Origin of the sequence: Nocardia testacea NBRC 100365 (assembly GCF_000308775.1) — a bacterium.
In the GTDB taxonomy this organism is placed as follows: Bacteria; Actinomycetota; Actinomycetes; order Mycobacteriales; family Mycobacteriaceae; genus Nocardia; species Nocardia testacea.
The window spans coordinates 102036-116829 of sequence record NZ_BAGJ01000103.1 but is presented as its reverse complement, the minus strand read 5'-3'; the positions used below and the strand labels follow the sequence as shown (position 1 = coordinate 116829).

The window sequence follows — 14794 nt, the reverse complement described above, 5'->3', positions numbered from 1 at the left end:
GGAAATCTTTCCATTTCGGAAATTATATGTACCCTGGGTGGCATGGACGATGCCGAACCCGGGCTACGGGCACGCAAGAAACGGGAGACGCGGCTCGCGCTGAGTCTCGCCACCATCCGGCTGTCGATCGAAAAGGGCTGGGACGCGGTCACCGTCGAGGAGATCGCGGCCGCCGTCGGTGTCTCCGATCGCACCTTCCGCAACTATTTCGGCAGCAAGGCCGAAGCCGTGGCCTCGCGGCACCTGGACCGCATGTACGAGATCGGCCGACTGCTGGGCACCCGGCCGGCGGCGGAGCCGCTCTGGACCGCGATCACCGCCGCAGTCCTGCACGGTTTCGGAGTGGGTGAGGGCGATACGCAGGAGGCATGGTCGGGCGATACCCGCTGGGCCGAGGGCGTGGGGGAGATCCTGTCCCGGCCGGCGGTACGCGGTGCGGTCCTGGAGGCCGACGCCCTCGCGCAGCGGGAGCTGGCCGCGGCAGTCGCCGGACGCGTCGGCGCGGATCCCGACCGGGATATGTACCCGAAGCTGGTCGCCGCAGTGGTGGGCTCGGCCTGTGCGGTGGCCACCGAGCACTCCCGGACCACCAGGCCGCCCGCATCCCTCGCCGTCACATTGCGTGCGGCGCTCACCCAGGTGGCCGCCGGGCTGCCCGTACCGAATGCCGGGAGCTGAAATGCGTTACGACGTGATCATCGCCGGGGGCGGCCCGGTCGGGCTGCTGCTGGCCTGCGAACTGGGCCGGTCCGGAATCCGGCCGCTCGTCGTCGAACGCCACGCCGAGGCCGAGACCGAACCCCGGGCCAACGGCCTGGTGGGCCAGGTGGTGCCCCTGATGGACCGGCGCGGGCTGTACGAGCGGCTCAGCGGGAAACCCGGTCCGCCCCGGCCCAACGACAGGTATTTCATGTTCGGCGGGCTGGCCCTCGATCTGAGCCTGCTCGACGGCGGGCCGGTCTACACCCTGCCGATCCCGCAACGCGACCTCGTCGCCGCGCTGAGCGAATACGCCGCCGAACTCGGTGTCGAGATCCGCCGTGGCGCGACGGTCGAGGCCGTCACCAGCGACGGCGACGGGGTGAGGCTGGAGATTTCGGGCCCGGACGGTACGGCGTCTGTGCGCGGCCGCTATCTGGTCGGCGCCGACGGCGCCCACAGTGTCGTCCGCAAACAGCGCGGTATCGGCTTCCCCGGCATCGGATACGACCGCACGACCGCCCGCACGGTCCACGCCTCGATCCCCGCCGACTGGGTCGACCCGGTGACCGGTGAGCTGCGAGTGCCCGGCTTCGGCCCGGTCCGGCCATTCCTGTCGCTGCGTACCGAGCACGGCGGATTCACCTTCGCCCCCTTCGCCGGCCGGCCGCCGATGCTGTCCACCGTCGAATGGGACGAACCCCCGACCGACGAACCGATGACGCTGGCGGAGATGCGGGCCAGTATCGCCCGCGTCCTCGGCGCCGAGATCCCGCTCGGCGAGCCCGTGGGGCCCGGCCCGCATCTACTGCGGCGGCTGCGCGGCGGGCACACCCGGGTGGCCGAACGGTTCCGCGACGGCCCGGTCTTCCTGGCCGGCGACGCGGCGCATGTGTACACCGGCGGTGGCGGCCCAGGACTGAACGTGGGGTTGGCGGACGCCGTGGAACTCGGCTGGAAATTGGCCGCGGAGATCGACGGCTGGGCACCGGCCGGTCTGCTCGACAGCTACGACCGGGAACGCCGGCAGGCGGCCACCCGGACGGAACTGGCCGCTCGCGCCCAAGCGGCGCTGCTCGCGCCCGGTGGCGACACCACCGCGTTGCGTACGGTGTTCACCGAACTGCTCACCGACGAATCCGCGGTCGCGCGGGTGGCCGCGATGATCGCCGGGACGGATGTGCGCTACGACATGGGTGTGGTGGACCCGCATCCGCTCGTCGGCTACAGCGCCCCGGACCTCATGCTGCGCGTCGACGGCGGTGTGGTGCGCCTGGCCGAACTGATCCGGCGATACCGGCCGCTGCTGTTGGATCTCGGCGCCAACCGGGCGTGGTCTTCGGCGCTCACCGGCCTGCCGGGCCGGATCGATGTAGTGTGCGCGCGCACCGAGGACACCGCGGCGACCGCCCTGCTGCTGCGGCCCGACGGCCGGGTGGCCTGGGCGACCGAATTCGCACCGGGTCCCGGGCAGATCGCCGAATGCCGTGCCGCGCTGGCGCGCTGGGCCGGGGCCGGTGTGGGGTTCCGGTAGCAATAGGCTCCTTTCTCGCCGCGGTGTGGGGTGGCGGGCACGGCACCGCGGTACTCGCCGAGTATCCGGCGGGTATATGAGTAACCGCAGCTCAGGTTGCCAACGGTGAGGGCGCCGGGCCGTCAGACGTAGGTGTAGGGCAGTGAGTTGCTGGTGCCGTCCAACTCCACGGTGACGGTGACGGGCACTGTGCCCGTTCCCGTCGGAGAGATAGCTGTGATCTGAGTGTCGGAGTCGATGGTGAATGTGGTTGCCTTGGTGCCGAACCGCACGGTCAACGGGCCGACATTACTGAACCCGGAGCCGGTGATCACCACGGAGGTGAATACCGTCGCAGGGCCGGAAGAGGGGGTCAGGGAGGTGAGAACAGCTGCCATGGTCGGACTCCAGCCGAAATAGGATGAAAAGGGTTGTGTGGCAACGGTTGCCGATCTTCTGCCGCATCCGCTACATCCCCAGTAAGCCTCCGGCGATGGCACTTCGGCAAATGATCCACGGTCCGGTTTGGTCCGTTCTTGTCCGGTTTCGATCCGGTGATCCGCGGCGGAGGGCCGGGCCAACTCGCCTGCACGCCCAGTCGGTCCGGAAGATCGCAGGAGACAGGCCGATGGCCTCCATCCCGGTAGTGGAAGCGCGAGCCGCGCGCTGTCCGACCCGCTCACGGGGGCGCGGGTTGCGGCCTCTCACGTGACCACCGTCAGCCGAGGCCGAACCGGTCCGCAGCGGTGCGGTAGCAGACGCGGCGCAACCAGTCCTCGCCCAGTTCGAGCCGCTCCAGGGCCTGGACGGCATGCCGGTAGGGGTAGGGGATATTCGGGAAGTCGCTGCCGAACATGATCCGGTCCCCGTGATCGAGCAGACGGTGCCGGTCGGCTGCCGGGAACGGGACATCGGCCTCGGCGAAATCGGTGAACGCCATGGTGGTGTCCAGGCACAGCTCGGAGTACCGGTCCGCCAGGTCCAGGAAATCCCGGTACTCGGGCATCCCCATATGCGCCACGATCAGCGGCAGGCGCGGAAACCGCCGCAGGACCTCGGCGACCGGTCCGGGGCCGGTGAACGCGCCGGGCGCCGGGCCGGAACCGCAATGGATGACGGTGGGGACACCGGCGTCCTCGAGCAGGCCCCAGACCGGGTCCAGCAGGGGGTCGCGCGGATCGTAGGCGCCGACCTGGACATGGGCTTTGAAGACCCGGGCGCCCTGCTCGACCGCGGCCGCCACATAACCGGCCGCACCCGGCTCGGGATAGAAGGTGGCGGTGTGCAGGCATTCCGGGACGTCGGCGGCGAATTTCGCGGTCCACTCGTTCAACCACGCCGCCATGTCCGGCCGGTGCGGATACACCAGTGCGGTGAACGCGTGAATCCCGAATCGGCGCAGCGTGTCCAGCCGGACCGATTCGTCGGCGCGATAGGTGATCGGCCAGGGCCGCCCGGTGAGCGGACCGACATCGTCGAAATACGCCCACACCTTCCGCAGTACCCGGTGCGGCATGAAATGGGTGTGCACATCGATCATTCCCGGCAATCCGAGCCGTTGCCGGAACCGCGCCAGATATATCTCGTCGGCCGGGACCTCGGTCGCTGCGGAGGTGTTCATGTTCCTCCCTCTCGGTGGGGTCGGACAGAGAATGCCGGGAAGGTCATCGCACCCGGGTGACGGGCTCGCCGACGGGATCCCCTGGGTACAGAGCGCGGGCGTGGTCGCCGATGCGGGCGATCATGCGGTCGAAGAACCGCACGGGGTCGGTGCCGACCACGATATCGGCGTTGGGCGGGCGCCCCCACATCCCGGCCCAATCCGCGATGGTGGCGCCCCGGGTGATGGTGCCGGTGAGCTCGACGTCCACGGTGGCGGGCCGGGTGCGGGCCAGCGCCGGATCCAGGGTCACCGCGGCAGCGAACGGATCGTGCATATGGGCCAGGTAGCCGAGGTCGTATCCGTGGTGGAAATCGAAGTAGAAGCGCACCGCGTCGGTGAGGTACCGGATGATGGGATTGCTTGCCGTCGAACGCGCGGCGGGCGGGTCGGCGGGCGATACCGTCTCGAGCGGGAAGCTACCCGCCCGCTCGGCCAGCCGGATCAGATGGGCGGGCCGCATCTCGATGGTCTCGGTGATGTCGAGGGCGCAGATCAGCGGCCGGCGGTCCGGCGGGGCTGCGGAAAAGGCGTCGAAGACGATCTTCGCGGCCTCGGGGTCGACGTGGATGTTCCACTCGTTGGTCGGTGTGGTGTTGCCGGGGTGGGAGAACGCCCCGCCCATGATCACGAGCCGGCGCAGCAGCCGGGGGAGTTCGGGTTCCGCGCGGAGGGCGAGGGCGAGGTTGGTGAGCGGTCCGGTGCACAGCCCGATCAGCTCGCCGGGATGGCGCCGTACCAGCTCCACCCACATCCGTGCCGCGCTGCGTTCGGAGATACGCCGGGTGGGGGCGGGGAGTTCGGCGTAGCCGACCCCGTGCGGTCCGTGGGTGTCCTCGGTGGTGCGCAGCGGGATCTCGAGCGGTTCGGCGGCCCCGAGGGTCACCTCGATCTCCGGAGCCCGGGCCAGCTCGAGCCAGGCCAGATTGTTGATCGCGACCTGGGCCGCGGGCACATTGCCGGCGGTGGAGGCGATACCCATGATCTCGGCGTCCGGGCTGGCGAGCAGATAGAGCAGGGCGAGGGAATCGTCCACGCCGGTGTCCACGTCCAGGATGATCCGCTGCCGCACCCCCCGACCCTATCGGGGGGTGCGGGAGCGGATCCGGAGCGGGTCGCGTCACAGTGACGCATTCCGGTCGGGCTGGCCGAAATGCGTCACGGGACGGCCGACTCCGGTCAGTCGCGGGTGGGCCAGTAATTGTCGGTGGCGGGGCTGCGGGTGAGGGCGGAGCCGCCGCTCACCTCGGTCAGACCCAGGTGGAAGAGCATGCCCACGGTCAGCAGACTGACACCGACGATCAGCGGGGTCAGCAGCTGCGCGGCCCCGGCGCCGGAGGGCGTCATATGGTGCTGTTCGCCCAGGTGCATGGCGTACATACCGGTGTAGTGCATACCGGCCACGGCCACGCCCATCACCGATGCGGCGCCCACGGTGGCCAGCGCGCCGCGCACATTGAGGGTGAACCAGAGCGCGGCGGTCGCGGCGATCACCGCGATCACCATGGACAACGCGACGGTCGACCACTCGTAACCGATCTCGACATCGGTCTTCATGGCGTACATACCGGCGTAGTGCATCGCGCCCACGCCGATCCCGGTGACCACGCCGCCGAACAGCAGGCTCTGGCCGCCCAGCCGGCGCTGCTGGGCCAGGCACAGTCCGAGCCAGACCACGACCATGGCGATGACCGCGCTGACCAGCGTGACGGGGACGTCGTATCTGATGGCGGCGCCATTGATCCGGAAACCCAGCATGGCGATGAAGTGCATGACCCAGATGCCGGTGCCGCCGAGGGCGACCGATGCCGCGATGAGCCAGCCGTCGAACGGTGACCTGCTGCGCACGCGGCTCATGCACCGTAGTGCGAGCAACGATCCGGTGAACGACATGACGTACGCGACCACGGGGGTGAGCCAGCCATGGCTGAAGTGGTCGATCTCCACCGGTGTACCTCCTCGCTGGGGTGGAATCCCGCCCCCGCAACAGCGGAACACGAGCATTCCGAATTGGTGAACGTGCAGGAGGTGAATTTAAAGGAGATGTGTCCTGAAAAACAAGGGCCGCAAAAACGACATCGGCGCACCTGTGACACGGATTCGGCACGACGGCGTCCCCGCGGTCGCGCTATGACGTGCGACACATTACCCGATGTCCGGGTATCGAACCCGGCAATCGTCCGGCATGTCGTGTCCGATGGCGATGCCGCGCAACTGTTCCGGGACCCGCTGTCCGTCGACGGGCCGCGACGCCGGGCCGATGTTTCGGTCGGCGCAGATGGGGAGGGCCGGCCGGGGGCCGCCTCCCAGTTTTCGGTTGTGCTGTGCGTCACCGGTCCTGGGCGTAGGCTTCGGGCAACTCGAAGGAGACCCATGCCTGGCACATCCAGCCGCCCCACCGCCGTCGAACACGATCTTCCCGAGGCCGATCTGGCCGAATTCGCCGAAATTCGCAGTGCCGAACGCGCCGAGGCCGCCCGCCGCAGCGCCGTCGCGGCCCGGATCGTGGCCGGACACGCCACCGACGCCGCCGACTGCCGCAATCTGCTGGCCATGCTCGGCCTGGACGCGGAAGCGGGCAAACTCGCCGGCGTCCAGACCTGAGCCGATGAATTCCGGCCCCGGGTGGGCGGGGCCGGGCCGGCACGTACGCTCGGGGTATGCCCGAAACGGCACTGATCGCCCCGCCGCAGCAGGACTCCTGGTCCGCCACCCTCGACGATCTCGTCGACCTGATCGGCGATCGGCCCACGGTCGTGCTCACGGGTGCGGGTATCTCCACCGACAGCGGTATCCCCGATTACCGAGGTCCCGACACCCCACCGCGGACGCCGATGACCTATCAGCAGTTCGTCGGTGATCCGGTGTTCCGGCAGCGCTATTGGGCGCGTAATCATGTGGGTTGGCGGTACATGGACGCCGCCCGCCCCAATGCCGGCCATCGTGCGCTGGCCGAACTGGAGCGCGCGGGCATGGTCACCGGAGTGATCACCCAGAACGTCGATCTGCTGCACACCAAGGCGGGTAGCCGTCGGGTGATCGACCTGCACGGCAGTTATGCCCAGGTACGCTGTCTGGGCTGCGGGGCGCGTATCTCCCGGATGGCGCTGGCCGAGCAGTTGGAACAGGCCAATCCGGGTTTTGCCACCGCGTCGGTCACCGGGCTCGAAGTGGCACCCGACGCCGATGCCGTGGTCGAGGACACCAGCGGTTTCCGCATGGTGGATTGCTCGCGGTGCGGCGGGATGTGGAAGCCCGATATCGTCTATTTCGGGGAGAGCGTGCCGCCCGAACGGGTCGCGGCCGCCTATGAACTGGTGGACACGGCGGAAGTGATCGTGGTGGCCGGGTCCAGTCTGACCGTGTTGTCGGGCCGTCGTTTCGTGCACCGGGTCGCCCGCAACGGCGGCACGGTGGTGATCGTGAATCGTGGCCCCACCCGCAGCGACGGTCTCGCCGACCGGCGGCTGGACGCCGGATGCTCGCCGGTGCTGTCCGGATTGGCCCAGCGATACCGGACACGTGGCGCGCGCCCGGCGGACGCCCCGGCCGGCTCCGCGTAGGCTGGCCCGATATGCGCAGCACAGTCATCGCGGTGCACACCGGCCGCAGCGAAGTGGTCCACGACATCACCCCGCAGTGCCGGGCGTTCGCACGGGACACCGGCGGCGACGGTCTCCTGCACGTCTTCGTACCGCACGCCACCGCCGGGGTCGCGGTCCTGGAACTGGGCGCGCACAGCGACGAGGATCTGCTGGCCGCCCTGCGCGATCTGCTCCCGGCCGATGACCGGTGGCGGCACGCGCACGGATCGCCCGGGCACGGCCGTTCCCATGTGATGCCCACGCTCATCGCCCCGTACGCGACCGTCCCGGTCCTGGACGGCGAACCGGCACTGGGCACCTGGCAGTCCATCGCACTGGTCGATATCAATATCGACAATCCCGATCGTGAGGTGCGATTGTCGTTTCTGACCTCCGCGGGCTGAACGTATCCGCCGGGTAACGTCGGCGGGTATGAGCAGTCTCGGAGTCGCCATCATCGGGTACGGGCTTGCCGGGGCGGTGTTCCACGCGCCGCTCGTCGCGGCCGAACCCCGGCTGCGCCTGGTCGCGGTGGTGACCGGTTCGGCGCGGCGGGGGGAGCAGGCGCGACGGGAACATCCCGGGGTGCGTGTACTGCCCGATGCCGACAGTCTTTTCGCCGATATGTCCGGAATCGATCTGGTCGTGATCGCGGCGCCGAATCGCGTGCATGCCGAACTGGCGCGGCGAGCGCTCGCGGCCGGGGCGGCGGTGGTGGTCGACAAACCCTTCGCGGTGACGGCTGCGGAAGCCGAGGACCTGCTGAGCTACGCCCGGGAGACCGGGCGGGTGCTGACCGTTTTCCAGAACCGGCGCTGGGACGGCGATTTCCGGACGGTACGTCGGCTGGTGGCCGAGGACGCGCTGGGCCCGGTGCGCCGCTTCGAATCACGGTTCGAGCGTTGGCGTCCGGTGCCCAAGGGCGGCTGGCGCGAGCTGGGCGGCCCGGCCGATGCCGCCGGGATCCTGTACGACCTGGGTAGTCACCTGGTCGACCAGGCGCTCACCCTGTTCGGGCCGGTCGCGAGCGTCTACTGCGAACTGGCCCGGCGCCGCACCGGAATCAGCACCGACGACGATATGTTCCTCGCCCTGGCCCATACCGGCGGCGTGCGCTCCCATCTGTGGGCCAGTGCGGTGGCCCCGCTGCTGGGCCCCCGGTTCCGGGTACTCGGCGAGCGGGCGGGCTACGAAGTGCACGGATTGGATCCCCAGGAGGCCGCACTGCGCGCCGGACACCGGCCGGGTGCGGGGACACCGTGGGGCGAGGCCGACGAAGCGGACCACGGTGTGCTCGGCGCCGGCGACGATACGACGCGGTACCCCACCCTGCCCGGCGATTACCTCGCCTTCTATACGGCAACGGCCGCCGCGGTCCTGGACGGTGCACCGGTGCCGGTCGACCCCGCCGATGCCCTGGCGGGCCTGCGGGTCCTCGAGGCGGCTCGCGCATCGGCAGCGGAAAGTGTGGTGGTGCCCCTCGGCGGTGTCTCCGGTGAGGCGGCCGTCGGATCCTCGTGAATCGGCGACGAAGGCCGGTTCTCGGGCCGGCCGGATGAGGTGTGCGAGCGGCACCTCGACCGGACCGGATAGGCACACGCCCCCGGCAGCGCACTCCACGGACGCGACCGCGTGCAATCTCCTGCGACAGGTCTACCCGAATTCTCTCAATACACCTTCTGTCCGGTGTCTCAAAGAGTGATGATGGTGGCATGGCCGCACCCACCCCCGCCGCACCCACCCCCGCCGTCCGGAACCTGCTGCGCACCTGCCCGCTGTGCGAGGCGGCCTGCGGACTGGAATTGACCGTCGACTCGAACGACCGGGTGACCGGTGCGCGGGGTGACAAACTGGATCCCTTCAGCAAGGGTTTCCTGTGCCCCAAAGGGGCCAGTTTCGGGCAGCTCGACGGCGACCCCGACCGCCTCACCGAACCCATGGTGCGGGACCGGGCCACCGGCTCGTGGCGGACCGTGGGATGGGCGGAGGCATTCGACCTGATCGCGGCACGTATCCCGGCGATCCGGGCCGAATGCGGCGCTCAGGCGATCGCGCTGTACCTGGGCAACCCCAATGCGCATACCGTCGCCGGAACCCTGTACGCGCCGGCGCTGATCCGGGCGCTGGGCACGAAGAACATCTTCTCTGCCAGCACTGCCGACCAGATGCCCAAACAGGTGGCGTGCGGGTTGATGTTCGGGGACCCGCTCGCCGTCCCGGTCCCGGATCTGGACCGTTCCGATTACGTGCTGATGCTGGGCGCCAACCCCCTGGAGTCGAACGGTTCACTGTGCACCGCGCCGGACTTTCCGGGCCGGTTGCAGGCGCTGCGGGCCCGTGGCGGCCGCCTGGTGGTGGTGGATCCGCGCCGTACCCGCACGGCCGCCCGCGCCGACGAGCACCTCTTCGTGCGGCCCGGTACCGACGCCTATCTGTTGTTCGGGATCGTGCACACCCTTTTCGCCGAGGAGCTCACCGAGGTCGGGGTGGAGGTCACGGGTCTGGACGAGGTGCGGGCCGCGGCCGCGGAATTCGATCCGGAGACCGTGGCCGCGCGCACCGGGGTGCCCGCCGAGACCGTGCGCCGGCTCGCGCGGGAGCTCGCGGCCGCGCCGACCGCGGTGGTGTATGCCCGGATCGGTACCTGCACCGCCGAATTCGGCACGGTGACCCAGTGGCTGGTGGACGTGATCAACGTGCTCACCGGCAATCTGGACACTCCGGGTGGCGCCATGTTCGCGACGGCGGCGGTCCGCGGAATCGTGCGTACCAAACCCTTCCGGCCGGGCCGCTGGCGCAGCCGCGTTCGCGACCTGCCCGAGTCGATGGGCGAACTGCCGGTGGCCACCTTGATCGACGAGATCACCACGCCCGGTGACGGGCAGGTGCGGGCGCTCATCACCGCGGCGGGTAATCCGGTGCTGTCGGCGCCCGGTGGCGCCCGGCTGGACGCCGCGCTCGCCGGACTGGACTTCATGGTGAGCCTGGACTGCTACCTCAACGAGACCACCCGGCACGCCGATGTGATCCTGCCCCCGCCGCGTCCGGTGCAGTCCCCCCACTACGACTTCGCGCTGCTGCAGTTCGCGGTCCGCAACTACGCCCGGTTCTCGCCGCCGCTGGTGCCGCTGGGCGACCGGCCGTCGGAGGCCGCGGTGTATGTCCGGCTGGCGGCGGCGGTGAGCGGCCGGCCGCACAATCCGGCCGCGGAATACGATCCGCTGGCCGCGTTCGACGAGCTCGTCATCGGTGCCACGCTGCGGCAGGCCGGTCTCGAACAGCGCCGGCACGAACTCACCGGCAGTACCGGCACCGAACAGCGCCTGGACCTGATGCTGCGGCTGGGACCCTACGGCGAATGGAACGGCGGGAACCTGAGCCTGCGTACCCTGCTGGGCAATCCGCACGGTCTCGACCTGGGTCCCTTGCGTTCTCGCCTGTCCGAAATCCTGCGCACCGCCTCGCGGAAGGTCGAGCTGGCGCCGGCGGCGCTGCTGGCCGATCTGGACCGTCTGCGTGGCCGGCTCGCGGCCGCGCCCGCGGAGATGGTGCTCATCGGTCGCCGTCATCTGCGTTCCAACAACAGCTGGATGCACAATGCGCCCCGGTTGGTGGGTGGGACGAATCGCTGCACCCTGCAGATCCATCCCGACGATATCGCCCGGCTCGGGCTCGGGGAGCAGGCGCTGGTGAAATCGGCGGCCGGCTCGGTGACGGTGCCGGTCGAGGCCACCGATTCGATCATGCCGGGAGTGGTGAGCCTGCCGCACGGCTGGGGGCACGCGACCAGCTCGCAGCAGGTGGCGCGGCAGCACGCGGGGGTCAACGCCAATGTGCTGACCGATGATTCGGTGCTGGACGTCCCCTCCGGGAACGCCGTGTTCAACGGAGTCCCGGTGTCGGTGATGCCGGCCTGAGCCGTATCGCTGGGGCCGGGACCGGTAGTCCGGCCGCTACAGATTCTCGGACCCGGTTCCCTCGATCGGGATCTCGCTGATCCGCGCCGGTGCCCGAGAACAATTGATAGCCTATGGCTGGATCCACTATCACTGTGGATTTCGGTTCGCCGATGCGATCGTCCTCGACGACGCGGGGCCGCCCGCGCTAGGAGCCGCCATGTCCCGGGCTCGCGTTGCCCCGCCGGGTGGACCGGCTGCGGCCGTGGCGGACCGGCTCGTCTCCGGTACCCGAACGTTGGGCAGAGCGGTCCGGCTGGGCGTCCGCGTCGCGGCGATCGTGGTGGCCGACAGTGCCCGGCCGCGTTTCCCGGTGCGCGAAACCCTGGTGCAGGCCGAGATCGCGGTCGAAATGCAGAACCTCAACGGCGGGTCGGGACGGCGGGTGCGGGGGAGACCCCACCCGGGCCGGGACTCCCGCCCCGCTGAACGTTGCACCCACTACCCAGGAGAAAGAATGACCACCGCATCCGCGTCCGATACCCCGCGCACCGGCGGCCACCCGGCCGCCGACGACCCGATCGAACTGGTCCCGCTGGACTCGCTGACCGCCGAAATGGTCGGGCACTGGACGTATCTCATGATGGAGGGCGCGGCCTTCGCGATGCAGGGGCTGCACCCGGTGATTCGTGAGGTCACCGACAAGTACTCGGTCGCCAGGACCGATCCGGCCGGCCGCGCCATCCGCTCGGTCGATTCCGTTCTGCGCTGGACCTACGGCGGCATCGAGGCCGTCCAGGACGGCCGGCGGCTGCGCTCCCTGCATGCGCCGCTGCGTATGAAGGGCAGTGCGGGCAAACAGATCAGCGCCCTGCATCCGGGTGCATACCAATGGGTGATCGCCACCGCCTACGTCACCACCGCGAAGGCCGGGCCGCTGCTGATGGGCCGGGAGTTCACCGACGACGAACTCGAGGAGTTGCTGCGCGACAACATCCGGATCGCCCGCATCCTGCAGGTCCCGATGAAGGGATATCCGCGGACCCGCGCCGAGTTCGACGAATACTACGAGTACATCGTGACCGAGGTGCTGTCGGCCGACGACGAGGTGCGCGAACAGTATCGTCAGTTGCGTACCGGTGATCTGGATCAGTTCCGGGCGATGGGTTTTCCCGCGGGCCGGATCGCGCGGTTGCTCGGGTACCCGATGATCCGGTTCAACTATCTGTCCATCGTCGGCTTGCTCGACCCCCGGCTGCGTACGATGATCGGCGCCGAGTGGACCGACGCGGACCAGCGGGCGCTGGAACGCGCCTACGCGGTGATCCGGTTCGCCTACCGGGTGCTTCCGGACCGGCTGACCTATTTCCCCATCGCCTACCACGCCCGGAAACATCATCAGCAGATCCAGAAGATGAAGCGGCGGGAGCTGAAATCGGCGGCGTACACGGTGCGTCCGAGGCAGGAGACCCCCCGTGAGCCGATCACGATCGTACCGGGCGGCTGACCGGCCGGTCGTCCGAAGAGTCCGGTCAGTTGCTGCCGGGATGGGGGTACATCAGCGGCGCGAGGTAGCGGCGGGCGAAGGCCCGGGCCGCGTCGGTGTCGCCGAGCGGCAGTACCCCCCGCGGGTTGGAGATGAACGAGACGGTGAGCCGGACGAACAGTTCGGCCACCACCTCGGGATCGAAACTGCCGAGTTCCCCGCGCTCCTGCCAATAGGTGAGAAACTGCGCGACCAACCCGCGTCCCTGCTGGATCACGTCGTCGTCGGTGAGGAAATCGGTGAGCTGGCCCGCCGCCCCGGAAAGGCGCAGGCTGCGGGTCAGCAATTTGGGCGCGGTGGCCTCGCCGACGAACGCGGCGAACATATCCGCCAGCGCGCCGACAGGGCCGGCGGATCGGTGCATCGCGTCGGCGACGATCATCGCCAGCCGCTGCGATTCGGCCATGAGCGCGTATCGCACGATCGCGGACTTCGTGCCGAAACGGCGATAGACGGTGGCGACGCCGACGCCCGCGACCTCGGCGATCCGCACCATGGTCGTCTCCTCGAACCCGTGCGCGGCGAAACATTCGCGCGCGGCGTCGACGATGGTGCGGGATCTGGCGTCCAACTGCTGCAGTTCGGTCCACTGCGCAGCCGTCGTTTCCATTCGGATCAGCCTACCTTCTTGCCGGCGCCCGGCGGGCACACCGGATCCCCGGGCCGAGCCATGGTATCCGCGACGGCCGAATGATAGAATAATGGCGCTCAAACTATCATTCCGTTCTTCTTCCCGCCCCGAGGTGACGAGATGGCGACCCACGCAACGGAGCGCACCGCCGAAGAGTCGACCGACCCCCGAGTCCGGCCCGAGGTCCTGCGCGAATTCCGCAAACATTCCGGCAGTGTGCTGGCCGGTGCCTTCGCCGGTGCCGCCTTCGACCAGGTGGCCCTGGTCCCGGTGGCCGCTGCGGTGGATCGGACCGGCCGGTTCGAAGAGAACTTCGCCGATCGCGGCGTCCGCAGCGGCGTTTCGGCGATGATCGCGCTGTGGGGCGATTCCGACGACCGCCGCGCCGAAGCCGAATGGCTCAAACTCAGGCACCGCGACGTCCGCGGGTCCGGCGGTGCGGCGTTCGGCGAGGTGAGATACAGCGCGCTGAACCCGTTCACCTGGAAGTGGATCGCGGTGAGCGGCATCTTCGTCGTGCTGAACACCTTCACCTTTTGCACCGGGACCGAACTGCGCCCGGAAGAGAAGGAGGCGGCCTACCAGCAGTTGCGCGCGGCCTTCGCCGACCTCGAGCTGCCCAGCGCCGCCGGGAAACTGCCCGCCGATCTCGTCGAGGCGCGCACCTACTACGACCGGATGGCGACCCAGGAACTGGCCGAGAATCCGTTCCTCGTCCAGAAGTTCGCCGGCCTGACGAAACTGCCGCTACCGACCCTCGGGCTGCCGCCACTGGCCCGCCGGGCACTGACCCCGATGTGGCTGGTGCTGCGACCGGTGGCCGGGCATGTGATCCAGGTGTGCTCGTCCAAGGCCATGCATCCCGCCGTCCAGCAGCTCACCGGTTTCGAGCTCACACCGCGCCACGACACGGAATTCGCGCTCTACGTGTGGCTGCTGCAGCTCGCCTGGCGGACGCTGCCCGACCGACTGCTGATGCAACCCCTGGCCTACAACCGCTTCCAGTACGAGAAGCTCGTGGCCGCCTGCCGCAGTTACGGTCTCGAATCCTTCGCGGCGCCCGCCGACCGGCGCTGAGCGCTGCCGGCACCGACCCTCGCCGAGGGACACCGTGACAACAATCGAGAACACCGGCGATGCCGGAGCACCGGGAACCCCGCCCGTGGGACCCGGAATCGCTGAGCCGGCGTCAGGGCATCGACTGGAAAACCGCCCTCACCGCCCGCGCGGTACTGCTGCAGGTCGCCCATCCGGTGGTGGGTGCG

General features: G+C 69.3%; 14 protein-coding genes. 9 read left to right on the top strand and 5 right to left on the bottom strand.

The genetic code is table 11. The features are described from left to right. Positions 1-42: 42 nt before the first annotated feature. Both ON38_RS15105 and ON38_RS15100 read left to right on the top strand, forming a co-directional pair. On the top strand, positions 43-678 hold the full coding sequence (locus tag ON38_RS15105) for a TetR/AcrR family transcriptional regulator (protein WP_039825398.1): 636 nt from the start codon (positions 43-45) through the stop codon (positions 676-678). 1 nt (position 679) lies between these two features. Beyond that, positions 680-2233 carry an FAD-dependent monooxygenase gene (locus ON38_RS15100; protein WP_039825397.1) on the top strand — a complete coding sequence of 518 codons (1554 nt, stop codon included), beginning with the start codon at positions 680-682 and terminating at the stop codon, positions 2231-2233. 122 nt (positions 2234-2355) lie between these two features. Here ON38_RS15100 and ON38_RS15095 read toward each other — a convergent pair whose 3' ends face one another. The 4 genes from ON38_RS15095 to ON38_RS15080 form a co-directional block, all read right to left on the bottom strand. Beyond that, entirely contained in the window at positions 2356-2610 is a 255-nt protein-coding gene (locus tag ON38_RS15095) for an IPT/TIG domain-containing protein (protein WP_039825465.1), read from the bottom strand. 320 nt (positions 2611-2930) lie between these two features. Beyond that, positions 2931-3833, bottom strand: a complete 903-nt coding sequence (locus ON38_RS15090; protein WP_051164792.1) for an amidohydrolase family protein — start codon at positions 3831-3833, stop codon at positions 2931-2933. A gap of 43 nt (positions 3834-3876) precedes the next feature. After that, positions 3877-4944, bottom strand: a complete 1068-nt coding sequence (locus ON38_RS15085) for a nucleoside hydrolase (RefSeq protein WP_039825396.1) — start codon at positions 4942-4944, stop codon at positions 3877-3879. A gap of 107 nt (positions 4945-5051) precedes the next feature. Continuing rightward, the gene (locus ON38_RS15080) at positions 5052-5819 is read right to left on the bottom strand and encodes an MHYT domain-containing protein (RefSeq protein ID WP_039825395.1); all 768 of its coding nucleotides are present in this window, start codon (positions 5817-5819) and stop codon (positions 5052-5054) included. Between the two features lie 426 nt (positions 5820-6245). Here ON38_RS15080 and ON38_RS15075 point away from each other — a divergent pair, with 426 nt between their 5' ends. From ON38_RS15075 to ON38_RS15050, 6 genes are all read left to right on the top strand, one after another. Continuing rightward, positions 6246-6476, top strand: coding sequence for a hypothetical protein (locus ON38_RS15075; protein WP_039825394.1), 231 nt, complete (start codon positions 6246-6248; stop codon positions 6474-6476). 56 nt (positions 6477-6532) lie between these two features. After that, on the top strand, positions 6533-7435 hold the full coding sequence (locus ON38_RS15070; RefSeq protein WP_051164789.1) for a Sir2 family NAD-dependent protein deacetylase: 903 nt from the start codon (positions 6533-6535) through the stop codon (positions 7433-7435). A gap of 11 nt (positions 7436-7446) precedes the next feature. After that, a complete protein-coding gene (locus ON38_RS15065; protein ID WP_039825393.1) occupies positions 7447-7860 on the top strand; it encodes a secondary thiamine-phosphate synthase enzyme YjbQ in 414 nt (137 codons plus the stop codon). A 28-nt stretch (positions 7861-7888) separates the two neighbouring features. Beyond that, positions 7889-8977 (top strand): Gfo/Idh/MocA family protein, encoded by a 1089-nt coding sequence (locus ON38_RS15060; protein ID WP_051164786.1) that lies wholly within the window; start codon positions 7889-7891, stop codon positions 8975-8977. A gap of 191 nt (positions 8978-9168) precedes the next feature. Then, on the top strand, positions 9169-11373 hold the full coding sequence (locus tag ON38_RS15055; protein ID WP_051164784.1) for a molybdopterin oxidoreductase family protein: 2205 nt from the start codon (positions 9169-9171) through the stop codon (positions 11371-11373). Between the two features lie 496 nt (positions 11374-11869). Further along, the gene (locus tag ON38_RS15050; protein WP_051164815.1) at positions 11870-12859 is read left to right on the top strand and encodes an oxygenase MpaB family protein; all 990 of its coding nucleotides are present in this window, start codon (positions 11870-11872) and stop codon (positions 12857-12859) included. A 25-nt stretch (positions 12860-12884) separates the two neighbouring features. Here ON38_RS15050 and ON38_RS15045 read toward each other — a convergent pair whose 3' ends face one another. Beyond that, entirely contained in the window at positions 12885-13508 is a 624-nt protein-coding gene (locus ON38_RS15045) for a TetR/AcrR family transcriptional regulator (protein WP_051164782.1), read from the bottom strand. A gap of 141 nt (positions 13509-13649) precedes the next feature. Between ON38_RS15045 and ON38_RS15040 the strand changes: the two genes are divergently transcribed. Next, positions 13650-14606 (top strand): oxygenase MpaB family protein, encoded by a 957-nt coding sequence (locus ON38_RS15040; protein ID WP_039825392.1) that lies wholly within the window; start codon positions 13650-13652, stop codon positions 14604-14606. Positions 14607-14794 lie beyond the last annotated feature (188 nt).